Consider the following 24,716-nt stretch of genomic DNA (forward strand, 5'->3'; position numbering starts at 1 on the left):
AAAAAATGCGGGAAAAAGGTCACAGGAATCGCAAAAACCTGCATATTCGTAACATTTTTCAACTGCCCCAATCGGTCCAAAGGGTCGCAGTTGGGTTAAGTGTATGAAAAATAATAATTTGTGGATAAAACTGTTACCGCTATAGCGTATTGCTTGGTTGGAACACCTCTGCTACATCCCCGGTGATTTTGATCCCCGCCCTAAATGGACGGGGTTTCCTCACGCCCCAAGGTAGCGGCCGCTACTCAAAATCGGGGCCTCAAATATCGGAAGGGTGGACGTGTCCGAACCAGCTTCGATTTCCACTGGCATCGCCGAGCGCTATGCCACCGCGATCTTCGAGATCGCTAAAGAGAATAATGACCTTGCAGGTCTGGAAACCGGAATCAACGATCTGGCAGCCGCATTGGGTGATAGCGCAGAATTGCGCGACCTGATCGCATCGCCTTTGGTTTCGCGCGCCGAACAGGAAAGCGCAATCACCGCTGTTGCGGACAAGATGGGCCTGCATGCCATCCTGCGCAATACGCTGGGTCTGATGGCGCAGAAACGTCGTCTGTTCGTTGTACCGCAACTGGTGCAGGTTCTGCGCGACATGCTGGCTGACGAGCGTGGCGAGGTGACCGCCGATGTCGCCTCGGCCAAGGCGCTGACCAAGACCCAAATGGATAAACTGTCCAAGACGCTGTCCGAGCGTGTGGGCAAGACCGTGACAATCAATGCGACCGTTGATGAAAGCCTCATCGGCGGTCTTGTCGTTAAAGTGGGCTCGAAAATGATCGATAGCTCGATCCGTTCGAAGCTGAACTCCCTACAGAATGCAATGAAAGAGGTCGGATAAATGGGAATCCAAGCTGCAGAGATTTCTGCAATCCTGAAGGACCAGATCAAGAATTTTGGTCAGGAAGCCGAAGTGGCCGAGATCGGCCGCGTGCTGAGCGTCGGTGACGGGATTGCCCGTGTATACGGCCTGGACAATGTGCAAGCCGGTGAGATGGTCGAATTCCCCGGCGGCATCATGGGTATGGCGCTGAACCTGGAAAGCGACAACGTCGGTGTTGTTATCTTCGGTTCCGACCGTGACATCAAAGAAGGTGACACTGTTAAGCGCACCAACTCGATCGTGGACGTTCCGATCGGTGACGAGCTGCTGGGCCGCGTTGTTGACGGTCTGGGCAACCCGCTGGACGGCAAAGGCCCGATCAACGCGACCAAGCGTGGCGTTGCAGACGTTAAAGCGCCGGGCATCATTCCGCGTAAATCGGTTCACGAGCCGATGGCAACCGGCCTGAAATCGGTTGACGCAATGATCCCAATCGGCCGTGGCCAGCGTGAGCTGATCATTGGTGACCGTCAGACCGGTAAAACCGCCGTTGCTCTGGACGCGATCCTGAACCAGAAAGTTTACAACGACGCAGCAGGCGACGACGAGTCGAAGAAGCTGTACTGCGTGTACGTTGCGATCGGTCAAAAGCGTTCGACCGTTGCTCAGCTGGTGAAGAAACTGGAAGAGTCCGGCGCGATCGACTACTCGATCGTTGTGGCGGCAACCGCGTCCGACCCGGCACCGATGCAGTTCCTTGCACCTTACGCCGCAACCGCGATGGCCGAATACTTCCGTGACAACGGCCGCCACGCGCTGATCATCTATGATGACCTGTCGAAGCAGGCTGTGTCCTATCGTCAGATGTCGCTGCTGCTACGCCGTCCGCCCGGACGTGAAGCCTATCCTGGCGACGTATTCTACCTCCACTCGCGTCTGTTGGAACGTTCAGCAAAGCTGAACGAAGACTTCGGTGCGGGCTCGCTGACCGCTCTGCCGGTTATCGAAACTCAAGGTGGTGACGTTTCGGCGTTTATTCCGACCAACGTGATCTCGATCACCGACGGCCAGATCTTCCTGGAAACCGAACTGTTCTACCAGGGCATCCGTCCTGCGGTAAACACCGGTCTGTCGGTTTCGCGTGTGGGCTCCTCGGCTCAGACCAACTCGATGAAGTCGGTTGCCGGTCCGGTTAAGCTGGAACTGGCTCAGTATCGCGAAATGGCTGCCTTTGCGCAGTTTGGTTCTGACCTCGACGCCGCGACCCAGCAGCTGCTGAACCGTGGTGCGCGTCTGACCGAGCTGATGAAACAGCCGCAGTACTCGCCGCTGACCAACGCTGAAATCGTCTGCGTAATCTTCGCCGGTACCAATGGTTACCTCGATAAGATCGACGTGTCCGATGTTGGCCGTTACGAAGCTGGCCTGCTGGCGCACCTGCGTGGCAAGCACGCGGATCTGCTTCAGTGGATCACGGACGAAGATCCCAAGATCAAGGGTGACGCTTCCGACAAGATCAAGGCTGCGCTGGACGAATACGCCGCAACCTTCGCTTAAGGGAGAGGCGGGCATATGCCAAATCTTAAGGACCTTAAAAACAGGATCGAGTCGGTCAAATCGACCCGCAAGATCACCAAGGCCATGCAGATGGTCGCGGCTGCAAAACTGCGTCGCGCCCAGGAATCTGCCGAAGCCTCGCGCCCCTATGCCGAGCGGTTCAATGCCGTGATGGCGGGGCTGGCGGCTTCGGTCGGGGGCAGCGACAGCGCCCCCAAGCTGCTCCGTGGCACGGGCAGTGATGATGTCCATCTGCTGGTTGTCATGACAGCTGAACGCGGCCTGTGTGGCGGCTTCAACTCGAACATCGCCAAACTCGCTCGCCAAAAGGCGGACGAGTTGCGCGCCAAAGGCAAGACGGTCAAGGTTTTGACCGTCGGCAAAAAAGGCCGCGACGCGCTCAAGCGTGATTTTAGCGATCTGTTCGTTGGACATATCGACCTGAGCGAGGTCAAGCGTCTGGGGTATTCCAACGCGCAGGACATCGCCAAGGACGTCCTGTCCCGCTTTGACGGGGGTGAGTTCGACGTTGCCACGATCTTCTACTCGAAGTTCGTCAACGTTGTGACCCAGATCCCGACGGCACAGCAGGTCATCCCCGCCTCGTTCGAAGACGAAGCGACGGGTGACGACAGCGGTGCGGTATTCGACTACGAGCCCAGCGAAGAGGCCATCCTGGCCGATTTGCTGCCCAAGGGGGTTGCCACCGCGATCTTCTCGGCTCTGCTCGAAAACGGAGCGTCTGAACAGGGTGCACGGATGTCCGCAATGGACAACGCGACACGCAATGCGGGTGAGATGATCGACAAGCTGACGATCCAGTTCAACCGCTCGCGTCAGGCCGTGATCACCAACGAGCTGATTGAAATTATTTCCGGCGCCGAAGCGCTGTAGAGACATACCGGAGACGAAACATGGCGAATGCAAAAGGCAAAGTCACACAGATCATCGGGGCCGTCGTCGACGTGCACTTCGAAGATCAGCTGCCTGAAATTCTGAACGCGCTGGAAACCACCAACAACGGCAAGCGCCTGGTGTTGGAAGTTGCTCAGCACCTGGGTGAAAACACCGTCCGTACCATCGCGATGGACGCGACCGAGGGTCTGGTCCGCGGCGAAGCCGTGACCGACACTGGCGCACCGATCTCGGTTCCGGTTGGTAACGCCACTCTGGGCCGCATCCTGAACGTGGTTGGCGAGCCGATCGACGAAAAAGGCCCGGTTGAAGCAACCGAAGCCCGTGCGATCCACCAGCCCGCACCGACTTTTGACGAACAGTCGACCGAGTCGGAAGTTCTGGTAACCGGCATCAAGGTTGTTGACCTGCTGGCCCCATACGCCAAAGGCGGTAAGATCGGCCTGTTCGGCGGCGCCGGCGTTGGTAAAACCGTTCTGATCATGGAACTGATCAACAACATCGCAAAAGTGCACTCGGGCTTCTCGGTGTTCGCGGGTGTTGGTGAACGGACCCGTGAAGGCAACGACCTGTACCACGAGATGATCGAATCGAACGTTATTAAACCGGACAACCTGTCGGAATCGCAGGTGGCCCTGGTTTACGGTCAGATGAACGAACCTCCCGGAGCGCGTGCACGTGTTGCTCTGACAGGGCTGACCCTGGCCGAGCAGTTCCGCGACCAGTCCGGCACCGACGTTCTGTTCTTCGTCGACAACATCTTCCGTTTCACGCAGGCGGGTTCTGAGGTTTCGGCTCTGCTGGGTCGTATTCCTTCAGCTGTGGGCTATCAGCCGACGCTGGCGACTGACATGGGCGCTCTGCAGGAACGCATCACCTCGACCAAGTCGGGCTCGATCACCTCGGTTCAGGCGATCTACGTGCCTGCGGACGACCTTACCGACCCGGCGCCAGCAACCTCGTTTGCTCACTTGGACGCGACCACCGTTCTTAACCGTGCGATCTCGGAAAAGGGTATCTACCCTGCGGTTGACCCGCTCGACTCGACCTCGCGTCTGCTCGACCCGGCCATCGTTGGTGAAGAGCACTACAAGGTTGCGACCGACGTTCAGCAAATCCTTCAGCGCTACAAGTCGCTGCAGGACATCATCGCCATCCTCGGCATGGACGAACTGTCGGAAGAAGACAAACTGACCGTGGCACGTGCCCGTAAGATCGAGCGCTTCCTGTCGCAACCGTTCGACGTGGCCGAAGTCTTTACCGGTTCGCCGGGCGTTCAGGTTCCTCTGGATGTGACCATCGCGTCGTTCAAAGCGGTTGTCGCTGGCGAATACGATCACTTGCCCGAAGCGGCCTTCCTGATGGTTGGCGGCATCGAAGAAGTGATCGCCAAAGCGGAGAAGATGGCCGCAGAAGCCGCCTAAGGAGTATCCCTGATGGCAAACACGATGCAATTCGACCTCGTCAGCCCCGAGCGGAGCCTTGCTTCGCTTAGCGCGACGGCGGTCCAGATTCCCGGCGCGGACGGGGATATGACGGCAATGCCCGATCATGCCCCCACAATTACAACTCTGCGCCCGGGCATCCTGAAGGTCGAAGCACCCGAAGGCTCCAGCGAATACCTGGTCACCGGTGGGTTTGCTCAGATCAATGGTGATGGCCTGTCGGTTCTGGCCGAAAAAGCCATCCCAGTTGCCGAAGTAACACGTTCGCATCTGGACGATCTGATCGCCGAGGCCCGCGCTTCGCACGAGGCGGCCAAGGCCGGTGAAGATCAGACGATCGTCGACGATGCTGCCAAGTTGCTGGCTGACATGGAAGCCCTAGGAACGCATATGAGCCTGTAAGGGTTCATGACATTCTGATCACTTGGAACGGCCCCGTATCCGCGGGGCCGTTTTTTTGTCGTGATTTTGCCATTCGCTGAAGTTAAGCTGCAGGAATTGAACAATAAAAGACGATAGATGAAAAAGTTTCAAACCCATCCCATCGGCATTGATCAGGGCGAGGAGGTCTTGTTTTCCGATTTCGCCGATGGTGGCGTGATGTGGACTGGTGAGGGCCCGCGTGAGCGTCGCGTAAGCGTCCGTTTTTCAGAAGTGTTCCGCTCTGTGCCAATCGTCCAGATAGGCGTGGTGCTTTGGGATGTGGATACGTCTTCCGCTTTACGCGCTGAAGTTCAGGCCGAAGATATAACGCCGGAAGGATTCAATGCGGTGTTTCGCACCTGGTCTGATACGCGTATCGCCAGAATTCGGGTGAATTGGACCGCAATTGGAGATGTTTCGCATGAAGACGATTGGGACATCTCGTGAAGCAGGCCTGTTCGTGACATAAGATTGCGCACCTTCGCGCGTCGTCCCATAAAGAAGACTGGCCACCCCAAATAGCGGCTAACGCAACCGGAGGATCTTACAGGTGTTTGCAAGAGATCATATCGAATACGAAGCCTTGGACCTTCCGGATCGTATGGACTTGTCTGATGAAGAAATGCTGGCCGAAGCGCGAGCGTTCTACGACAAGATGAAACGCCGCCATACCGTGCGTGACTATTCGGACCGGCCCGTCGAGCGCACGGTCATCGAAGAGTGCATTCGCGCAGCCGGAACAGCGCCCTCAGGGGCCAATCATCAGCCCTGGCACTTTGTGGCCATCTCGAACCCTGAGATGAAACGCCGTATTCGGGAAGAGGCAGAAGCTGAGGAGCGCAGGTTTTATGAAGGCGGTGCCGGAGATGAATGGCTGAAGGCGCTTGAACCAATCGGGACTAACGATCAGAAGCCGCATCTGGAAGACGCACCGTGGCTGATAGTGATTTTCGCCCAACGTTGGGGTCATTTCGATGATGGAGATCGGTTCAAAAACTACTACGTGCCTGAAAGCACGGGCATTGCCACGGGCTTTTTGTTGACTGCGTTGCACCATGCAGGGCTGGTTTCACTGACCCACACACCCAACCCGATGAAATTCCTGAATAAACTGCTAAACCGCCCTGATCATGAAAAGCCTATTATGATCGTAGCTGTAGGCCACCCGCAAGACGACGCGAAGGTGCCAAAAGTTGCAAAGATGAAAAAACCGTTGGAAGAAATCATGACGGTCGCCGAATAGGCAGGCCGTCATGAATTCAGACATTATCTATGGTAGTCAGCAGTTTTTCGATCAATCCATATGATAAAGTGACTCGTAGATCGGCGTCAGTGTCTTGTCTTCGAACAGCGATGATACGCTGGTGCCATTCCAAATGTTCAGGATCGCCTGCGTAAAGATCGGCGCGGTGGGCACGATGCGGATATTGGCGGCCTTGTTGATCTCAGCCGTAGGCTGGATCGTGTCCGATAGGACCAGAGATTTCATCACCGAATTGGTCACACGTTCAACCGCCGGTCCACTCATGACACCGTGGGTGATGTAAGAGTGCACTTCCTTGGCACCGTTATCCATCAGCACCTGAGCAGCTTTGCACAGAGTGCCAGCGGTATCGCAAATGTCATCGACGATCAGGCAGATTTTGTCTTTCACGTCACCAATGACAGTCATCTCAGCCACTTCGCCTGCCTTTTCGCGGCGTTTGTCAACGATCGAAAGGGGCGCATTGATGCGTTTGGCCAATTCACGGGCACGTGCAACACCGCCGACATCCGGCGAGACCACCATCAGGTCGTCCATCTGATCCTTGAATTGTTTCTTCACATCCAGGGCAAAGATCGGAGAGGCATATAGGTTGTCCACCGGCATGTCGAAAAAGCCCTGAATCTGGGCTGCGTGCAGATCCATGGTTAGAATCCGTTCGATACCCGCACCAGTCAGCATGTTTGCCACCAGCTTGGCGCTGATTGGTGTGCGCGCCTTGGTGCGGCGGTCCTGACGGGCGTACCCGAAATACGGAATGACAGCGGTGATCCGGGCTGCGGATGAACGGCGCAGCGCATCTGCGATGATCAGCAGCTCCATCAGATTGTCATTGGCGGGGTTCGAAGTCGGCTGGATAATGAACATATCCTCGCCGCGTACGTTCTCGAACACCTCGACGAAAATCTCGCCGTCGTTGAACCGTTCGACCCGCGCATCGACCAATCCCTGGTCAACGCCGCGATGCAGGCTCATGCGGCGTGCAATGGTTTCGGCAAGCGGAAGATTGGCGTTCCCAGCGATAAGCTTGGGTTCGTGAAGTGTCGGCATCGGCTGATTTTCCCCGGGCAGCAGTGGCAATGTGACAGATTCGTGATGTTGACACCGCTTAGCATGGGTCTACCGTCCCGCAAAGATAACGCAGCGGAGAAAGTGAACATGGCCCAGATTGACTACTTTTTTGCGACACTCTCGCCCTATTCCTATCTGGCGGGAATGCGACTTGAAGAGATCGCGGCAAAACACAGTGCGACGATCAATTACAAACCGCTGGATATCATCGCTTTGTTCGGCCGAACCGGTGGAGTGCCGCCAAAAGACCGACACATCTCCCGCATCGAGTACCGCGCGCAGGAACTGGTGCGCCAATCGCGTAATCTGGATATGCCGTTGAACTTGCAGCCTGCGCACTGGCCGACGAATATGGCGCCGTCCTCATATGCTGTGATTGCGGCCATTCAGGATGGATCAGGGGATGTCGGAATGCTGTGCCATTCTTTCCTACGAGCGTGTTGGGCAGAAGAAAAAGATATCGCCGATGATGGCGTTATCCGCGATTGTCTGGAGCAGGCCGGGTTTAATCCAAATCTTGCTGACAGCGGCCTGTTGGTAGGTGCTGAAACCTACGCCGCCAATCTCGAAGAAGCCGTGGATCGAGGTGTTTTTGGTGCGCCGTTCTATATCACCCCGGACGGTCAAAGGTTCTGGGGTCAGGATCGTCTTGACGACCTAGACAAGCATTTGGCCGAGATGAAATAGCCGAGCAGAGGAGCACAGTTAAAGAAGGCTTAGAAACCGATTGATCTGGTCGGTTCCGATGGACCAGTCACAGACAAGGCGGCAGGCCAGCATCTCGTCTTCGTCGTCACCATCCAACGTGTCACCCCACAGATGATACACGGCGCCTGCCTCGTGCAGGCGCTTGTGTTGGCCGCGGGGAAAGCTTGCGAAAATCATATTCGCGTGGGGTTCATGTAAGAATTCTGCCCCGACCGTGCGCAGCCCATCTGCCAGACGCGCGCAATTGTCATTGGCCTTACGTGCCGATTTAAGCCAGAGATCGTCCTGCAGGTAGGCGGCCATCTGGGCCGACAGGTAACGGTGCTTGGAAAACAGGTGCGCACCGCGCTTGCGCCGCAATTCGAATTCCCAGGCTTTGCTTTCATCAAAGAAGATGACGGCTTCGACTCCCATCAGACCGTTTTTAGTGCCGCCAAAGCTGACGGCGTCAATACCGGCTTTCCATGTCATTTCTGCCGGTGAGCAATTCAAAGAGACAAGGGCATTAGTGAAGCGCGCGCCGTCCATATGCACCGGCAACCCATATTTCTTGGCAACGCCACACAAGGCGTGCAGTTCGGCCAGCGAGTAAACCGAGCCGCGCTCGGTCACTTGAGTGATTGAGACAGGCCCACGTTGAGGACCATGCACGCCGCGGGTTTCTTCCCCCTCAATGGACTTGGTCAACGCTTCGGGGGTCATCTTGTCGCCACCGGGAACCAGCGTCAGCTTTGCACCGGTGTAGAATTCGGGCGCGTTGCACTCATCCTCGTGGATATGAGCAACGGGTGAGCAGAACACGGTTTCCCACGGGTTGCTTAGTGTCGCCAACGCCAGTGAATTCGCCGCTGTTCCCGTAGCGACCAGATAAACCGCTGCACCCGGAGCTTCAAAAATGCCGCGGATCTGATCGCGCACTTCGTTCATCAAGGTGTCTGCACCATACGCCATCTGGTAGCTCTGATTTGCCTCGGTCAGCGCGGCCAGAACTTCAGGATGGACAGGTCCGGAATTGTCAGAAGCAAAATGCATCAGTTCGGTTCCTCGATGATGTAATCTTCCCATTCTTCCATGGGTGTTTCGAATTCGGATACGGTGCGCCTCTGCACCGAAACCCCGGCGGCATGCACACTTTCTGGCGTACCAGACAACAACGGGTGCCAGTCGTAAAGCGGTTTGCCTTCCCACAGCAACCGATAGGCGCAGGTCTGCGGCAGCCAATAGGCATGATCTTCGATATTGTCGGGTGTCATGACGATGCATTCGGGCACGAACCGGTGACGGATATCATATTGCATGCACCGGCAAGTTTCGTCGTCCAGCAAGCGGCAGGCAACACATGTCAGGGCGACCTCGCCGGTATCTTCGTCTTCCAGCTTATTCAGGCAGCATTTGCCGCAGCCATCACACAGGGCCTCCCACTCGCGCTGGTTCATCTTGCGCAGCGGCTTTCGTTCCCAGAATCGGAGCGCGAGGCCAGCTCGATCAATTGGATCCGTGGTCATGGGTTGGCCAGAAGCTCTCGGGCGCGCGCGCAGTCGGCATCCATCTGCGAGATCAACCCGTCAAGGCCGTCGAATGTCATTTCGGGCCGCAGATAGTCGACCAGACCAACGGACAGCGTCGCGCCGTAAAGATCGCCTGAGAAATCGAACAGGAATGTTTCGATGTTGGGAACCTCACCTTGGAACATGGGCCGGGTCCCGACCGATGCCGCCCCGTGATAGCTGCCCTGATGCGGGCCATCCAAAACGTCGACCAAAACTGCATAAACGCCGAATCTCGGAGGGTGCAGCCCTTCGATCGACATATTGGCCGTCGGGTATCCCAAGTCTCGTCCGCGTTGCTCGCCTCCGACGACCTCACCCTCAATCCGGTGCCAGTGCCCCAACATTGTTGCCGCATCGCGCGGGCGCCCCTCTGACAGAGCTGTCCGGATCGCAGTCGACGAAACCACATTCTCGGTGCGCTCCAACAGGGGCGCGATGGTCACACCGAACCCCATCTCTTCGCCAAAGCGAACCAGGTCCTGAGGGTTACCGCTGCGCCCTTTGCCAAAACAAAAATCGGCACCCACGACAACATGAGAAAGCCCCAGACCATCGCATATGACATTCCTCGCAAAAGCTTCGGGCGTCATACCCGCGAGCGTTGAATTAAAAGGCAGTTCATAAAGCTTCTGCACGCCGAGTTTTTCCAGCCGGTGCGCGCGTGCATTGCCGCGCATCAGACGAAAGGGCGGTGCCTCTGGGGAAAAATACTCTCGTGGATGCGGCTCAAATGTCATGACCCCCAGCGGCGCATTCAATTCAGCATTGCGCGCCAACTCGATGACGGATTGATGGCCAAGATGAACACCGTCAAAGTTCCCGATGGCGACACTTGCGCCTCGGTCTTCTGGTTCAACAAACTGGAAGTCCCGGATGATATGCATGCGGCTTGCCTAGCGGGACTGCCCGTCAGGTTCAAGCCGCAGTTCGGTTAAGGTGGATTATCAGTCGAACTTGCGGCTCGGAGCCAGCACCATGGCCTCACCCACCAGCACTTTCTTTCCGTCAACTGCGCAGTGGCAATCCAGCTTAACCCGGCGTTTGGCGAAATCGATATCGATCACCTTGACCTCGGCATAAACCATGTCGCCCGGACGCACCGGCGCCAGAAATTTAAGCGATTGTCCCATGTATACGGTTCCATGTCCGGGCAGCTGCTCTCCGATCACGGCAGAGATCAGGCCGGCGGTCAGCATGCCATGGGCAATACGTCCTTCGAAAATCGTATCGCGGGCATAGTCATCATCCAGATGAACCGGATTCCGGTCGGTCGATACTTGAGCGAACATCTCGATATCTTCATCGGTCACGACTTTGCGCAAGTGCCGTGACATGCCCATTTCGATGTCTTCGATGCAAATCGTTCCGCGCGGAAGGTTGTCCAACATGCTGCCCTCATTCGAGATCGAAAGAGCAACAAAAGACCATCATATGCCGCTCGTCGGCAACTTTATTACTTCGCAGTTGCAGAAAATCAAGTCTTTTTTGCTATCTCAGGCGACCAATCGAATAGGTTGGATTGATCTGTTCCTTCTCGTTATGAGCTTTCAACGCGTCTTCGTCTGGATGATGTGATGTTTTGGTTTCTGCGGCTGCCAAACCGCCGGTGATGAAGAGGGTATCAATGCCTTCCCCCATGCCTCCAGCGATATCTGTTTGCGGCCCGTCCCCTATGGCAAGTATTTCAGAATCCGACACATCAACCCCAATCGCCTGCAACCTGCGCCGGGCCAGATCGTAGATCGGCGGGTGTGGCTTACCGAAATATAGGCTTTCACCACCCATCTCGGTATAAAGTCGGGCCAAAGCACCTGCGCACCATTCGCGCGTTTCGCCTCGGTCCACCACGATGTCCGGATTTGCGCAGAGCAGTTTCATCCCTTTCTGCTTGGCATAAAGAAAGTCGGGCCGGTTCACATCTGGGTCCGCCATCGGGTCGAACGGGCCGCAACACACGATGCCTTCGGCCGCGTCCAGCGGAACGCGTTCAATGTGGATCGGATGATCCAGCAGTTTCAGGGGTTCAAAAAAACCGGCATCCCGCTGCCATTCCCCCATGAAGTAGACTTTTTCGCCAATCGCCCCGCGAAACATCGCTGAACGCGCCGAATCACCGCTGGTTGCAATCGTGTCATAGGAATCTGCTGGCACATTAAATTGCGAAAGCTGCACTGCAACGCCAGCACGAGGCTTGGGAGAGTTGGTTACAAGAACCACCGTGCCTCCGGCTTTGCGATAAGCTCGCAGTGCCGCGACGGCCTCGGGGTAGGCAGTTATCCCATTATGAACGCACCCCCACAAATCAACAAACAGCGCTTTGTAGCGGTCAGAGATTTCAGCGAGTGAAGAAACGATCTGGGTCATGGCGCGCCTCGTGCAGCAGGGAATGCGAGATGTCAAAGCCTATGGCAGAGCGTGGCGCAATTGGCCAGAGGTGCAGCCCAAGGCGGAGCGGCCGAAATCAACCCCCTTGTTCATCTGGCTAAAAATATCTCGGAGCACGAGGCAGAGCCTCGCAAAAAAAAAGCGCCCGGTTTCGGGCGCCTTTGATAATCTAAATTCAAACCTTGAGGTTCGGAATGATCTGCTTTTTCCGGCTCATCACGCCGGGCAACACAACCGCGTCACCGTCCACGGTTGCGCCAAAGCTCTTCTCAGCGACACCTTTGACCAGATCATTTGGAACCAGCAGCGTTGCCTCTTCGTTCAGAATGTCGACCACGAACAACAACACCTGATCAACGCCGTCTTCCTTGGCCACATCAGCCATCGAGCTTACGATGCTGTCCTTGCGATCCAGCACGACACCGGGGGCTGTGGTTTCCAGAACCGAGACCCGGAACTTGGTGCCGTCTACTTCGTATTCTTTGCTGTCCATGCGGATCAGTTCGGCGTCCGAGAATGACGATACATCCGATTTTGCCGCAAACATGTCGGCGGCGTAGGCCGAGACATCCAGACCAAGTTCAGCCGCCAGTTTCTCAGCCACGGCGCGGTCGTGCGCGGTGGTTGTGGGTGAGCGGAATTCCAGTGTGTCCGACAGGATGCAGGTCAGCGCGGCACCTTTGATCGCGTCGGGCATCTTGGCGGCGTCGTCACCCATTAGATCGACCATGATGGTTGCCGTGCAGGCCAGCGGGCGCACGGTGATGTCGATAGGGCCTTTGGTTTCAAGCCCGCCAACCAGTTTGTGGTGGTCGATTATGGCGCGGATATCTGCGCTATTGATGCTGGCGGGCAACTCGGCCGGATTGTTGGTGTCGACGATGACAACCGGTGCATCCTCGGCCACGTCCTCGATGATTTGCGGCTTGGGCAGGTCCCAACGCTCAAGCATAAAGGCGGCTTCGGTGTTGGGTTCGCCTAGCAAAACGGGCTGTGCCTGTTCACCTTTCACTTCGTTCAGATACCACGACCACAGGATCGGAGAGCCGGTGGAATCGGTGTCGGGAGATTTGTGGCCAAAAACTAGCGTTGTCATGTCTCGTGTCCTGAAGAATATGGATTTGCGCGCCTTATAGGGTGGTCAAACACGGTTGTCACCCGGAAGCAAACTTGCTGCGACCCTTGGTCTGAAAACCTAGAATTCAGCGCGTTCCAGTGTATATCCGGCTTGCTGTAGCTGGTTCAGTAAGCCGTAGTCGTTGCTCAGATGTCCGGCCCCGACAGCGATCACCGCGGTCTGATCCTTCAGGTCCAGAATCTTTTCCATCCAGTTGGCGTTGCGTTGCACCAGAAGCTGATCCTCGAACCCTTTCCATTCGGCGTTAAACTCTTCTGGTGTCATCCCTGAAGCTTCAAGTCCCTGAATTTTCGCAAGCTCAATGATCGCGGCGTGCTGCTCTTCGATATAGGCGTTCGCCATGGTGATCAATTGGTCGTCCCCGGCCTGCAGCGCCCCGGCCAGCCTGGTCAGTGAGGCCACTTGTTCCTCCAGAGGATGGCTGTCGAACATGGCGATCAGATCCTCGATCCGCTCTAGCGAATACTGGGGTATCCCGTGTTGTTCGGCCAGTTCCGTCAGGCGCGTGTCCATGCCGCGATCAAAGTCTGGGGTATTCATCCGGCAAGGCGGAATGCCCAACATCATGCTTAGAAACCAAGGGCGCATCTTGGCGGCCATCCAGGCGGGAATGCCACGCTCGGCCAGAGTCGCGGACAGCGCTGTCCAATCTTCTTCCGACATCAGGTCAATCAAAGTGGGGCCGGACGTAATCAGGACCGGGCTGAAATCATCGGCCAGATCTTTTTCGAACGCGTCCATTTCGTCCTGTGTGACCTCGAAGAAAAACGCGTCGGCCTGACTCAGAACTGGCTCCAAGCGCTCGACCACGGGTGCCATGCGGGGGTCGCTGGTGTGGAGGGTGCCGATCAGGTGCAAGACGGTCCCGTCTTTTGTCGCGATCCAGTGGTTGCCCTCCGGAAACGGAATGTCACTGATTGTCTTCTCGAGATCAGCTTGACTTTCGGCCGACAGGTCAAGCCTAAGATCTCTCCCTTCGCAGGCCGCATGGGCGGTAATCGGAAGCAAAAGGCCGAGACAAAAGCTGAGCAAGCGCATATGGAACCTTCCGGAAATGGCGAATATGACCAAGACGTACTCCTGCCTTCTTGTAAGTTGCAATGTAGTTTGTCTTCAAACCGTGGCTGGCAATCCGCGCGAAACTACATAGCATAGCGTTATGAAGCTCGAGCAGGATCTCTATCCACCCATCAAAGCCTTGTTGGAACGTCAGGGATATACCGTGAAAGGTGAGGTTGGCGCCGCCGATATTGTTGCTCTGCGGGATGGGCAGGAGCCGGTGATCGTGGAACTCAAGCTGCGCTTCAGTCTCGCGCTGTTTCATCAGGCCATCACACGACTGAAAATAACCGATCAGGTCTATATTGGGGTCTGTAAACCAAAAGGCCGGGCAGCGCGACGGGCGTTGAAGGATAATCTGGCGCTGTGCCGCCGCCTGGGATTGGGCCTGATCACCGTGCGCTCTGATGGAGCGGTCGAGGTTCAATGCGATCCCGGCCCCTATGCGCCGCGCAAGGATAAGGTCAGGGCTAAGCGATTGCTGCGCGAGTTTGAAAGGTTGCAGGGCGATCCCAATGCGGGCGGTGCCACGCGTCATGGGATCGTAACGGCCTATCGGCAAGATGCGCTAAAATGCGCGGCCCATCTGGCAGAGAACGGAGCGGGCAAGGGGGCCGATGTCGCAAAGGCCACTGGCGTAAGTGCGGCGACACGTTTGATGTACGACAATCATTACGGCTGGTTCGAAAAAGTGGAAAAGGGCGTCTACGCGCTGTCTGAGGCAGGGCAAGAAGGTCTGAAACACTGGGCGTACAGCTGGGATCAGCCAGACTAGGTGCCTTGTTCTTGCCTGCTTATCGCGCCAGGCAAAAAAATCTTTCACATATTGTTGACTCGCTTCCTGCAACTCCCTAGCTATGCGTCGTTATCACTCATGAGACCCGAGTGCTAACGCCTCGTCAGTCGGCGAGGGGAGGATAACAAACTTTGAGCCCAAGGAGCTGCAAAGATGGCATTGAAACCGCTTCATGACCGTGTGCTGGTTCGTCGCGTAGAAAGCGAAGAGAAAACCGCAGGCGGACTGATCATTCCCGACAGCGCAAAAGAAAAGCCCAGCGAAGGCGAAGTCGTTGCAACCGGCGAAGGCGCGCGCAAGGACAGCGGCGAACTGATCGCGATGGCTGTAAAAGCTGGCGACAAGATCCTGTTCGGCAAATGGTCGGGCACCGAGGTTCAGGTCAACGGCGAAGAGCTGCTGATGATGAAAGAAAGCGACATCATGGGGATCATCGAGTAAGCGCACCCGCTTTCTCTGATCTTCATTTCAACAGATATTCTCAAGGAGAGACAACATGTCTGCAAAGGACGTCAAGTTTGACACTGATGCCCGTAACCGCATGCTGGCCGGTGTAAATGTTCTGGCCGATGCTGTTAAAGTGACCCTGGGCCCGAAAGGCCGCAACGTGGTTCTGGACAAATCCTTTGGCGCGCCGCGCATCACCAAAGACGGTGTTTCGGTTGCCAAGGAAATCGAACTGGAAGACAAGTTCGAAAACATGGGCGCGCAGATGGTGAAAGAAGTCGCCAGCCGCACCAATGACGAAGCCGGCGACGGCACCACCACCGCAACCGTTCTAGCCCAAGCCATCGTTCGCGAAGGTCTGAAGCAGGTTGCTGCTGGCCTGAACCCGATGGACCTGAAGCGCGGCATCGACCTGGCAACTGCCAAGGTTGTCGAAGGCATCAAAGACGCTTCGCGTGAAGTCAAAGACTCGGCAGAAGTTGCTCAGGTTGGCACCATCTCGGCCAACGGCGAAGCCGAAATCGGCCAGCAGATCGCAGACGCGATGCAGAAGGTTGGCAACGAAGGCGTTATCACCGTCGAAGAAAACAAAGGTCTGGAAACCGAGACCGATGTTGTCGAAGGTATGCAGTTCGACCGTGGCTACCTGTCGCCTTACTTCGTCACCAACGCAGACAAAATGATCGCAGAACTCGACGACTGCATGATCCTGCTGCACGAAAAGAAACTGTCCTCGCTGCAGCCGATGGTTCCGCTGCTCGAGCAGGTGATCCAGTCGCAGAAGCCGCTGCTGATCATCGCGGAAGACGTTGAAGGCGAAGCGCTGGCGACCCTCGTGGTCAACAAACTGCGCGGCGGCCTGAAAATTGCTGCTGTCAAAGCACCGGGCTTCGGCGACCGCCGCAAGGCCATGCTGCAGGACATCGCGATCCTGACCGGCGGTCAGGTGATCTCCGAAGATCTGGGCATGAAGCTCGAGTCTGTCACCATGGACATGCTGGGCACCGCCAAGAAAATCGAAATCACCAAAGACGAAACCACCATCGTCGACGGTGCTGGCGAGAAAGCCGAGATCGAGGCACGCGTTGCTCAGATCCGCACTCAGATCGAAGAAACCTCGTCGGACTACGACCGTGAGAAGCTGCAAGAGCGCGTTGCCAAACTGGCAGGCGGTGTTGCCGTTATCCGCGTCGGCGGCATGACCGAGGTTGAAGTGAAAGAGCGTAAGGACCGTGTCGACGATGCTCTGAACGCAACGCGCGCTGCTGTTCAGGAAGGCGTTGTTGTGGGCGGTGGTGTTGCTCTGGTTCAGGCCGGTAAAGCACTGGAAACTCTGGAAGGTGCAAACGCCGACCAGAACGCAGGTATCAACATCGTTCGTAAGGCAATCGAAGCGCCTCTGCGCCAGATCGCCGAGAACGCTGGTGTCGACGGTGCGGTTGTTGCTGGCAAAGTTCGCGAAAGCGACGACGCAGCATTCGGCTTCAACGCTCAGACCGAAGAATATGGCGACATGTTCTCGTTCGGCGTCATCGACCCGGCCAAAGTTGTCCGTACCGCTCTGGAAGATGCGGCATCGGTTGCTGGCCTGCTGGTCACCACCGAAGCAATGGTTGCCGACAAGCCCGCCAAAGAAGGCGCGGCACCTGCCGGCGGCATGCCCGACATGGGCGGCATGGGCGGCATGATGTAAGCTGCTTAAGCCTTAGTGCTTAATAGCGGGGTCGCCTTTGGGCGGCCCCGGTTTTGTTTGGAATGTCTGTTGTGCATTCGTATCATTGGCGCTGGTAGGCTCTGGTCCGAGGAGGGTCGGGATTGGCTCGGCAATCGGGAATGTGAGTGTGCAAATCCCTTTGAAACGGCTATGCGGTTGATATGCGACTGTTTCTTCTGACCGCTTTAACCATGTGCGCCTTCGCCGCGAATTCGATCCTGAACCGCCTTGCTATCGACAGTGGCGCAAGTGATCCGGCGGGATTTGCCATCATCCGGGTTTTGGCTGGTGCCTTGGTTTTAACGGTATTGGTGGCGCTTCGGGGCGGCTCGATCCCTGTTTTTGATCGTCGACGTGTTGTTGGGGCCGGGTCACTGTCGCTTTATATGATCGGGTTTTCAGTAGCGTATCTGACGCTTGATGCCGGGCTTGGTGCGCTGATCCTGTTCGGGGTTGTGCAAATTACCATGTTTGCGATTGGTGCAATGACCGGTTCTGCACCCACTTTGAGACAGATATTGGGTGCCGGTATTGCGCTTGGTGGACTGGCTTTTGTTCTTTGGCCTGCTGGGACGGTTCAGGTCGACCCGACAGGGGCCGGCTTAATGACGGCTGCCGGGGTCGGGTGGGCCATATATTCCATCGCGGGCCGGTCCGAACCAGATGCATTGTCGGGAACTGCAGCAAATTTCATCATGGCGTTGCCCGTCACGGGATTTGCCCTGTTCCTGCTGGGAAGCAATTGGCAAATGTCTCCGCTTGGCTATGGGCTGGCTGCGCTTTCCGGAGGCGTCACGTCCGGTCTCGGCTATGCGCTATGGTACCGTGTCGTGCCACAGCTTTCACCGGCGGTGGCCGCGATCGTGCAACTCAGCGTTCCAGTTATCGCAATTGCTGCCGGGGTCATCCTGTTAGCCGAGATGGCAAGTCTAAGGCTTCTACTCGGCGCCGGATTTGTACTCGGCGGCATCGCACTGGCGGTGCTGCGCCGGAACCGTGGCTAGGGGTTCCCTCGGCCTGGGTTAGGCCTTATCTGGCGTGTATGAAATTTCTTGCTGTTCTCCTCTTGTGCCTTATGCCTGCGGTGGCCAATGCGAAATGCGTGGTTCTTCTGCATGGCCTCGCGCGCACAGAGGCCTCGTTTACCGTCATGGAACAGCTTTTTCATGCGCATGGTTACACTGTGGTTCGTCCAGGTTACCCTTCGACAGACCTACCAATACCAGACCTCGCCAACCAGACTTTACCAGCTGCGTTCGCCGCCTGCGGGGAGGATACGGTTAACGTTGTAGCGCATTCGATGGGGGGCATTCTGCTGCGCTATTGGTTGCAGGACAACGACCCCGAGAATCTGGGACGCGTTGTCATGCTCGGACCTCCTAATCAGGGCAGCCAACTGGTAGACGAGCTTGGCGCCTGGGAGGTTTTCGGCTTTCTGAATGGCCCTGCAGGGCTTGCGTTGGGAACCGGACCAGAGGGTATTCCACGCCGCCTGCCGCCCGTGGAGTTCGATTTGGGGGTGATTGCAGGCGAGAACTCATTGAACCCATTGTTCTCGTCTCTGATCGATGGTCCAGATGACGGCAAGGTATCGATAGAGACCACAAAGGTTGAGGGTATGGCTGATCACATCGTCTTGCCGGTGACGCATACGTTCATGATGAACAACCCGCGGGTCATGGCGCAGACCCTGCATTTCATCGAATTCGGACAGTTCGATCCACAAATCACCTGGCTTGACGGGGTGATGGATATCATCGACCAGATCTGTCTTGGGGAAGATTGCTCGGAACCGGACTCGGAGCCCACTCAATGAACTCATTGGAACTGACATTGACCGGCGCGAATGTTCTGTTGCCCGGCGAAGGGGTGTCGCGTGCTGAACTGACGATCGCCGAAGGTACCATTCAATCCGATAGGGCAGGGCGGCAGATTGATTTGTCAGGATACCTCATCCTGCCTGGCATCATTGATTTGCATGGCGACGGTTTTGAACGTCACATCGCGCCCCGGCGCGGTGCCATGAAGCAGATGGCAGAGGGCATTTTATCGGTCGAGGCGGAACTGGCCGCGAATGGAATAACCACAGCTGTTCTGGCGCAGTTCCACAGTTGGGAAGGCGGCGTGCGCGGGCCCGAGTTTGCTGGTCAGGTTTTTGACGCCATCGCTGCGGTTCGGGATGATGTTGTAACCCAACTGATCCCTCAACTGCGCTTCGAAACCCATATGCTGGACGACTATGACGGGCTGCCCGAACGTATCGCGGATTGGCAGGTGCCTTATGTGGTTCTGAATGATCATCTACCTCATGACCGGCTGGCTGAGGGGCGAAAACCACCCCGCTTGACGGGGCAGGCACTGAAGGCGGGACGGAATCCCGAAGTGCATTTTGAGATGCTGAAGGCAATGCACAACCGCAGCGCCGAGGTGCCAGCAGCACTGGACAGCCTTTGCACTGTCCTTGCGAACCGAGGAATTCGGCTCGGCAGCCATGATGATACAACGCCGCAGGATCGTGCTGAGTGGCGCGAGCGCGGGGTGATGATCTCGGAATTTCCGGAAACGCTGGAAGCCGCCGAATGTGCCCGGGCGGGCGGAGATCACATCATCCTCGGCTCACCCAATGTTGTGCGGGGCGGCTCACATAAGGGAAATGCCAGCGCGGTGGATCTGATCTCGATGGGTTTGTGTGATGCATTGGCATCGGATTACCACTACCCCAGCCCGCGCCGCGCTGCGCTGATGTTGGTAAAATCTGGCCTGCTGGATATTGCGAGCGCCTGGGCGCTTGTCTCGTCCGGTCCCGCGCGGGTTTTAGGCCTGAAGGATCGCGGAACGTTACAGCCCGGATATCGTGCTGATCTGGTGATACTCGATGCGACAACCCACAAAGTCGCCGCCACACTATCAGGCGGGTGTGTCAGCTATATGTCCGGTAGTATCGCAACACGTTTCTTGAGCTGATCCCGGCTTCATCTGGCTAAAAATACCTCCGCCGGAGGCATCGCGCTTAAGCGCGATTACCTCATCGCGAAATCCGGTTGAAATGCCCCATCTTGCGGCCGGCCTTGACCTCGGCCTTGCCATAGAGATGCAGTGCTACGTCCCGTTCGCGTGAAAGCTCGGGTACGCGGTCCATGTCATGCCCGATCAAATTCTCCATCACGACGTCCGAGTGGCGCTGACCGTCGCCCAAAGGCCAACCGGCCACGGCGCGAATATGTTGTTCAAACTGATCCACGGCGCAGCCGTTCTGGGTCCAGTGACCCGAGTTATGAACGCGCGGCGCGATTTCATTCACGATCAATCCTTGTGGCGTCACAAACAATTCGACACCCATGACGCCGACATAATCCAGCGCGTTGAGAATGTTGGCGGCCAGCAATACCGCATCTGTCCGCTGCGCCGGAGACAGGCGTGCCGGTATTGTGGTCGTGTGCAGGATGCCATCGCGATGGACATTCTCTCCAGGATCGAAACAGGCAACTTGCCCGTCCAGACCGCGTGCTGCGATGACCGAAACCTCGTGGCTGAAGTCCACAAACCCTTCCAGTATGGACGGCGCGCCCGCCATATCGGCCAGTGCCGCCCCGGCATCTTCGGGTGCGCGCAGCCGGGCCTGACCTTTACCGTCATAGCCGAAGCGGCGGGTTTTCAGGATGGCGGGGGTGCCAATGTCATCAATTGCGGCGCGCAAGCTGTCCAAATCGGAGATGTCTGCAAAGGGCGCGGTTTGCAGGCCTAAGCCTTGTAGAAATGTCTTTTCGGTCAAGCGGTCCTGACTGACCCGCAACGCCTCTCGACCCGGATGAATGGGGCGGTGTGCCTCAAGCAGATCCAGCGCCTGGGTGGGGATGTTTTCAAACTCGTAGGTGATCACGTCGACCGACTCAGCAAAGGCCTTCAATGCGTCGGCGTCATCATAGGCGGCGGTCGTGACCTGATTTGCAACTTGACCGGCCGGAGGATTTGCGCCCGGCTCGAATATGTGGGACTTGAACCCCAACCGTGCAGCCGCGATCGAGAGCATCCTGCCCAGTTGACCGCCCCCCAATATCCCGATTGTCGCACCAGGCGTAAGCATATCTGACATCGTCATGTCTCCAATCTCTTGCCAATCGCACTCAGTGCAGCACGCAAGGCATCATGCGCGCCCTCGGATTGCAAAATATCCGTCATCTGAAGGCTCAGGGTGCCCTCGGTCGCAAGCGCGTCACGCTCGGCTGCAAGTTGGCCCGCATGCTCTTTGTGCATTGATGCCAAAAACCCTGACACAAGCTGCGTGGTGTAGAATTCGGCCCGGTCTTTGTCGCCGGTCTGATCAGCCAACCAGTCGGTGCCTGTTGCGATAAGGTCCAGGATACCTGGCACCATGGCGCAGATGGCGAAGTGGGCGTTCAACGCGGCCTCACTGGCAACTTTGACCACAGGATTTTCGGGCTCGAACAAATCTGCCAAGAGGCGATCGTTGCCGTAAGCGGCCAACGGGCAACCTCCTGTCTGAAGGAAACCCAGCGGAATCGTTTGCACAAAATCCGATGCCGGCGCGCACAGGCCGGATAGCTGCTCCTCAGAGACGGCGGCCATCACCGAAACAATCTTCTGATCTGCGCGAAAGCTTAGCGGGGCCAGAACCTCCTCGGCCACATGGGGGCGCAGGCAGAGAAACACGATCTCGGACGCATCAATCACGTCTTGCGGAGTGCCAACTTGGACCCCAAGTTCGGCCTGCAGGGCCGAGGATACCTGGGCATTGCGTTCTGTGACGTGAAGATCATGACCTTTTGCAGCCATCAGCCGCGCGATTGGCGCAGCGATGTGGCCTGTGCCGATGAAACCGATACGGCTCATTGCTGAGGTTCTTCCGGGATCGAAGCAGAGAGGGCCTCGCGCCAGGCGTCCAGCCGTTCCGCAAGCGCGGCATCCTGCAGCGCCAGAATGCCCGCGGCCATCAGGCCCGCATTGGCCCCGCCGGCCGAACCGATAGCCATGGTCGCAACCGGAAAACCTTTGGGCATCTGCACAATGGAATAGAGCGAATCTACGCCCGACAACGCGCGGGTTTGCACCGGAACGCCAATCACGGGCACACGTGTTTTCGACGCCATCATTCCGGGCAAATGCGCCGCGCCACCCGCGCCCGCGATAATGACCTGCAAGCCGCGCGACACGGCGGTTTTACCATAATCCCAGAGGCGATCCGGCGTGCGGTGGGCCGAGACGATCCGCGCCTCATAAGCGATGCCCAGCTCATCCAGAATATCGGCGGCCTCTTTCATCGTAGGCCAGTCCGACTGGCTGCCCATGATGATCCCTACTTTCACATCGCTCATCCGCTTACGCCCCTGCCATCGGAAAGAGCGCGCACTATAGCCAAATCCGCATATGTGGCAATGCGGTACGCGCGTCTCAGGCGATGATATCGGGGGTCAATCTGTCTTCGATCAGACGGATGATGTCTTTCAGGCGCAGTTTCTGCTTTTTTAGCCGCTTGATCGTCAATTGGTCCGAGGTCCCCTTGGCCTGCAAGGCCTCGATCGCTTCGTCCAAATCACGGTGCTGGCGTCGAAAGACCTCTAATTCCACCCGCAGGACTTCATCGGTTTTCATCGAAAGATCGGTGGGTGCGTTCATGGACGACTCAGTGTTTCAAGTGGTGCTTCTAACACAAGATAGTGTGTCAGGGTTTATCCGGCCAGACCTTGTGGACATCCCTGTATCTTCCCATATTCTATATCACGCGGTTGCCGACATCGGGACCGCAGAATACGTCGCTTTGACAATGAAGGACGAAAATACGTGTCGAAACTTACCTTAGGCTCATACCCGCATCTTTTGGGGTTCGAGCAGTTGGAACGCCTTCTGGAACGGTCTGCAAAGGCCGGAAATGAAGGATACCCGCCCTATAATATCGAGCAGACCTCGGATTTTTCCTATCGCATCACCTTGGCAGTGGCCGGGTTCGCGGAAGAGGACCTGTCGATTACCATCGAGGATCGCCAGTTGGTGATCCGGGGCCGTCAGCGCGACGACAGCGAGGGGCGCATATTCCTGCACCGTGGCATCGCGGCGCGTCAATTCCAGCGCATGTTTGTGCTGGCTGACGGGGTCGAGGTGGGCGAGGCGATCATGGAAAACGGTCTGCTGCATGTGGACCTGACCCGCGCCGTGCCTGAAACCGTGGTTCAGACAATCAACATCAAGAAGGGGTAAGAGCAATGAATACACCGATTGAGATCAACGCCGAAGGCAATCGGATTGTCTATGTAAAGGCCGTTGATGTGGCAGACCTTCCGCAGGATCTGCGAGAGCAGGCAGGCGATCTGGATCAGCTGTATGCTGTCCACGATTCCGATGGGCAGCAATTGGCACTGGTTGCCGACCGCAAGCTGGCCTTTGTACTGGCACGCGAACATGACCTGTCCCCGGTGGCCGTTCACTAGGCCACCAAACATTCCGCCGAATTGACGTGACATTTTCTGCCTCAGCGGTGATCGTGCCGCTGATTGAAACGCAGGAGTGCGCGATGAGCTGGTATGATTTCGATTGGGTGGATGCGTTCAGCGATCAGGCCTTTGGTGGCAACGGCTGCGCAGTTGTGCATGAGGGTGCAGGGCTGTCAGACGCGGTTTGCATGGCATATGTGCGCGAGACTTCTCTGGTTGAATGCACTTTTACCGGGCCATCCGATATTGCTGATATCCGGGTCCGGTACTTCCTGGCCAGCCGGGAAATCCCATTTGCCGGGCACCCGACCATAGCAACCGTTGCAGCGATGCGATCACGGGGGTTGTTTCAGGGTGATGCTCTGACGCTTGAGACCGGAGCAGGGATTGTATCGATCAAACTAAATGGTGATGACATAGAAATGACGCAGGTCGCCCCGCGATTCGGCGATCATGTGCCCGCAGATCTGGTTGCCGCTGCCATCAGCGTGCCGGAAGAGGTGGTAATTTCTCCACCGCAGTTCGTTTCAACCGGTCTGCCCTTTTGCATTACGGTCCTGCGCGATCACGAGGCGCTGCGCGCTGCCAAGCTGGATGTTGCTTTGCTCAGTCATATTACCGAAAAGGCCGGTTTCTCGGGGTCGGACATGGCTGAACCGTTTCTTGTAACACTGAAAGGCGCAACGACTACGGGCGACACATTCTCGCGCCTGATGATGGCGCCCCCCAGCCCGCCCGAGGACCCGTTCACCGGATCGGCCACCGGTGCGATGGCGGCCTATCTCTGGAAACACGGACTGATGGACAAAGAGACATTCATCGCCGAACAGGGCCATGACATGGGCCGCCCCGGTCAGGCGACCGTGACACGCGTTGGACCTTCGGATGCGATGACGGGGATCAAAGTTGCCGGGCGCGGCCATGTCCTGATGCGCGGGCAGGTGAATTTGCCCGACTGAACCAGACCCGCACCTG

At 57.0% G+C, this 24,716-nt stretch carries 29 protein-coding genes; 17 read left to right on the forward strand and 12 right to left on the reverse strand.

Annotated elements, in window-relative coordinates:
- Positions 1-280: 280 nt before the first annotated feature.
- The 7 genes from ACR0AU_RS10390 (at position 281) to ACR0AU_RS10420 (ending at position 6,406) form a co-directional block, all read left to right on the forward strand.
- A complete protein-coding gene (locus ACR0AU_RS10390; RefSeq protein ID WP_170392445.1) occupies positions 281-841 on the forward strand; it encodes a F0F1 ATP synthase subunit delta in 561 nt (186 codons plus the stop codon).
- Positions 842-2,380, forward strand: coding sequence for a F0F1 ATP synthase subunit alpha (gene atpA / locus ACR0AU_RS10395; protein WP_170392443.1), 1,539 nt, complete (start codon positions 842-844; stop codon positions 2,378-2,380).
- 15 nt (positions 2,381-2,395) lie between these two features.
- On the forward strand, positions 2,396-3,274 hold the full coding sequence (locus ACR0AU_RS10400; RefSeq protein WP_170392441.1) for a F0F1 ATP synthase subunit gamma: 879 nt from the start codon (positions 2,396-2,398) through the stop codon (positions 3,272-3,274).
- Positions 3,275-3,294: 20 nt separating this feature from the next.
- Entirely contained in the window at positions 3,295-4,719 is a 1,425-nt protein-coding gene (gene atpD / locus ACR0AU_RS10405) for a F0F1 ATP synthase subunit beta (RefSeq protein WP_039537698.1), read from the forward strand.
- A 12-nt stretch (positions 4,720-4,731) separates the two neighbouring features.
- Positions 4,732-5,142 (forward strand): F0F1 ATP synthase subunit epsilon, encoded by a 411-nt coding sequence (locus ACR0AU_RS10410; protein ID WP_170512562.1) that lies wholly within the window; start codon positions 4,732-4,734, stop codon positions 5,140-5,142.
- 117 nt (positions 5,143-5,259) lie between these two features.
- Positions 5,260-5,610 carry an H-type lectin domain-containing protein gene (locus ACR0AU_RS10415; RefSeq protein WP_170401869.1) on the forward strand — a complete coding sequence of 117 codons (351 nt, stop codon included), beginning with the start codon at positions 5,260-5,262 and terminating at the stop codon, positions 5,608-5,610.
- 103 nt (positions 5,611-5,713) lie between these two features.
- A complete protein-coding gene (locus ACR0AU_RS10420) occupies positions 5,714-6,406 on the forward strand; it encodes a nitroreductase family protein (protein WP_170401865.1) in 693 nt (230 codons plus the stop codon).
- A gap of 51 nt (positions 6,407-6,457) precedes the next feature.
- On the opposite strand, the gene ACR0AU_RS10425 is transcribed toward ACR0AU_RS10420, so the two are convergent.
- Positions 6,458-7,477 (reverse strand): ribose-phosphate pyrophosphokinase, encoded by a 1,020-nt coding sequence (locus ACR0AU_RS10425; RefSeq protein ID WP_170512558.1) that lies wholly within the window; start codon positions 7,475-7,477, stop codon positions 6,458-6,460.
- Positions 7,478-7,585: 108 nt separating this feature from the next.
- On the opposite strand from ACR0AU_RS10425, the gene ACR0AU_RS10430 reads away from it, so the two are divergent.
- On the forward strand, positions 7,586-8,185 hold the full coding sequence (locus ACR0AU_RS10430; RefSeq protein WP_170512556.1) for a 2-hydroxychromene-2-carboxylate isomerase: 600 nt from the start codon (positions 7,586-7,588) through the stop codon (positions 8,183-8,185).
- 18 nt (positions 8,186-8,203) lie between these two features.
- Here ACR0AU_RS10430 and ACR0AU_RS10435 read toward each other — a convergent pair whose 3' ends face one another.
- The 7 genes from ACR0AU_RS10435 to ACR0AU_RS10465 form a co-directional block, all read right to left on the reverse strand.
- Positions 8,204-9,238, reverse strand: coding sequence for a beta-eliminating lyase-related protein (locus ACR0AU_RS10435; protein WP_170512555.1), 1,035 nt, complete (start codon positions 9,236-9,238; stop codon positions 8,204-8,206).
- On the reverse strand, positions 9,238-9,711 hold the full coding sequence (locus ACR0AU_RS10440) for a YcgN family cysteine cluster protein (protein WP_480795651.1): 474 nt from the start codon (positions 9,709-9,711) through the stop codon (positions 9,238-9,240). Before ACR0AU_RS10440 ends, ACR0AU_RS10435 begins: the two co-directional genes overlap by 1 nt.
- Complete coding sequence (locus tag ACR0AU_RS10445; RefSeq protein ID WP_170733004.1) at positions 9,708-10,640, reverse strand: bifunctional riboflavin kinase/FAD synthetase; 933 nt, start codon at positions 10,638-10,640, stop codon at positions 9,708-9,710. The genes ACR0AU_RS10440 and ACR0AU_RS10445 overlap by 4 nt, the downstream gene beginning before the upstream one ends.
- A gap of 60 nt (positions 10,641-10,700) precedes the next feature.
- The gene (locus ACR0AU_RS10450; protein WP_074736482.1) at positions 10,701-11,144 is read right to left on the reverse strand and encodes a MaoC family dehydratase; all 444 of its coding nucleotides are present in this window, start codon (positions 11,142-11,144) and stop codon (positions 10,701-10,703) included.
- Between the two features lie 100 nt (positions 11,145-11,244).
- Positions 11,245-12,120 (reverse strand): TIGR01459 family HAD-type hydrolase, encoded by an 876-nt coding sequence (locus ACR0AU_RS10455; protein WP_170733003.1) that lies wholly within the window; start codon positions 12,118-12,120, stop codon positions 11,245-11,247.
- A gap of 196 nt (positions 12,121-12,316) precedes the next feature.
- Positions 12,317-13,237: a manganese-dependent inorganic pyrophosphatase gene (locus tag ACR0AU_RS10460; protein ID WP_170512514.1), complete on the reverse strand. Its 921-nt coding sequence runs from the start codon at positions 13,235-13,237 to the stop codon at positions 12,317-12,319.
- A gap of 99 nt (positions 13,238-13,336) precedes the next feature.
- Positions 13,337-14,317 (reverse strand): TraB/GumN family protein, encoded by a 981-nt coding sequence (locus ACR0AU_RS10465; protein WP_480795652.1) that lies wholly within the window; start codon positions 14,315-14,317, stop codon positions 13,337-13,339.
- Between the two features lie 121 nt (positions 14,318-14,438).
- Between ACR0AU_RS10465 and ACR0AU_RS10470 the strand changes: the two genes are divergently transcribed.
- From ACR0AU_RS10470 to ACR0AU_RS10495, 6 genes are all read left to right on the forward strand, one after another.
- Positions 14,439-15,113, forward strand: a complete 675-nt coding sequence (locus ACR0AU_RS10470; protein ID WP_170594561.1) for a DUF2161 family putative PD-(D/E)XK-type phosphodiesterase — start codon at positions 14,439-14,441, stop codon at positions 15,111-15,113.
- A 174-nt stretch (positions 15,114-15,287) separates the two neighbouring features.
- Positions 15,288-15,575, forward strand: coding sequence for a co-chaperone GroES (groES, locus tag ACR0AU_RS10475; protein WP_010441779.1), 288 nt, complete (start codon positions 15,288-15,290; stop codon positions 15,573-15,575).
- 55 nt (positions 15,576-15,630) lie between these two features.
- The gene (gene groL / locus ACR0AU_RS10480) at positions 15,631-17,274 is read left to right on the forward strand and encodes a chaperonin GroEL (protein WP_170392413.1); all 1,644 of its coding nucleotides are present in this window, start codon (positions 15,631-15,633) and stop codon (positions 17,272-17,274) included.
- 182 nt (positions 17,275-17,456) lie between these two features.
- Positions 17,457-18,299, forward strand: coding sequence for a DMT family transporter (locus tag ACR0AU_RS10485; RefSeq protein WP_170733001.1), 843 nt, complete (start codon positions 17,457-17,459; stop codon positions 18,297-18,299).
- Positions 18,300-18,337: 38 nt separating this feature from the next.
- Positions 18,338-19,111, forward strand: a complete 774-nt coding sequence (locus tag ACR0AU_RS10490) for an alpha/beta fold hydrolase (protein WP_170401841.1) — start codon at positions 18,338-18,340, stop codon at positions 19,109-19,111.
- Entirely contained in the window at positions 19,108-20,259 is a 1,152-nt protein-coding gene (locus ACR0AU_RS10495) for an alpha-D-ribose 1-methylphosphonate 5-triphosphate diphosphatase (protein WP_170401837.1), read from the forward strand. The genes ACR0AU_RS10490 and ACR0AU_RS10495 overlap by 4 nt, the downstream gene beginning before the upstream one ends.
- Before the next feature lie 61 nt (positions 20,260-20,320).
- Here the strand turns inward: ACR0AU_RS10495 and ACR0AU_RS10500 are convergent, their stop codons facing one another.
- From ACR0AU_RS10500 to ACR0AU_RS10515, 4 genes are all read right to left on the reverse strand, one after another.
- A complete protein-coding gene (locus tag ACR0AU_RS10500; protein ID WP_170392403.1) occupies positions 20,321-21,388 on the reverse strand; it encodes a 5-(carboxyamino)imidazole ribonucleotide synthase in 1,068 nt (355 codons plus the stop codon).
- A gap of 2 nt (positions 21,389-21,390) precedes the next feature.
- Positions 21,391-22,146 (reverse strand): NAD(P)-binding domain-containing protein, encoded by a 756-nt coding sequence (locus tag ACR0AU_RS10505; RefSeq protein ID WP_480795653.1) that lies wholly within the window; start codon positions 22,144-22,146, stop codon positions 21,391-21,393.
- Complete coding sequence (gene purE / locus ACR0AU_RS10510; RefSeq protein ID WP_170392399.1) at positions 22,143-22,628, reverse strand: 5-(carboxyamino)imidazole ribonucleotide mutase; 486 nt, start codon at positions 22,626-22,628, stop codon at positions 22,143-22,145. The genes ACR0AU_RS10505 and purE overlap by 4 nt, the downstream gene beginning before the upstream one ends.
- A gap of 76 nt (positions 22,629-22,704) precedes the next feature.
- Entirely contained in the window at positions 22,705-22,929 is a 225-nt protein-coding gene (locus tag ACR0AU_RS10515) for a YdcH family protein (protein ID WP_010441787.1), read from the reverse strand.
- Positions 22,930-23,094: 165 nt separating this feature from the next.
- Between ACR0AU_RS10515 and ACR0AU_RS10520 the strand changes: the two genes are divergently transcribed.
- From ACR0AU_RS10520 to ACR0AU_RS10530, 3 genes are all read left to right on the forward strand, one after another.
- On the forward strand, positions 23,095-23,508 hold the full coding sequence (locus ACR0AU_RS10520) for an Hsp20 family protein (protein WP_010441788.1): 414 nt from the start codon (positions 23,095-23,097) through the stop codon (positions 23,506-23,508).
- Between the two features lie 5 nt (positions 23,509-23,513).
- Positions 23,514-23,738: a DUF1150 family protein gene (locus ACR0AU_RS10525; RefSeq protein WP_170392397.1), complete on the forward strand. Its 225-nt coding sequence runs from the start codon at positions 23,514-23,516 to the stop codon at positions 23,736-23,738.
- Positions 23,739-23,821: 83 nt separating this feature from the next.
- Positions 23,822-24,700, forward strand: a complete 879-nt coding sequence (locus ACR0AU_RS10530; protein ID WP_480795654.1) for a PhzF family phenazine biosynthesis protein — start codon at positions 23,822-23,824, stop codon at positions 24,698-24,700.
- Positions 24,701-24,716 lie beyond the last annotated feature (16 nt).

It is taken from the genome of Ruegeria sp. CG1 (assembly GCF_056537265.1).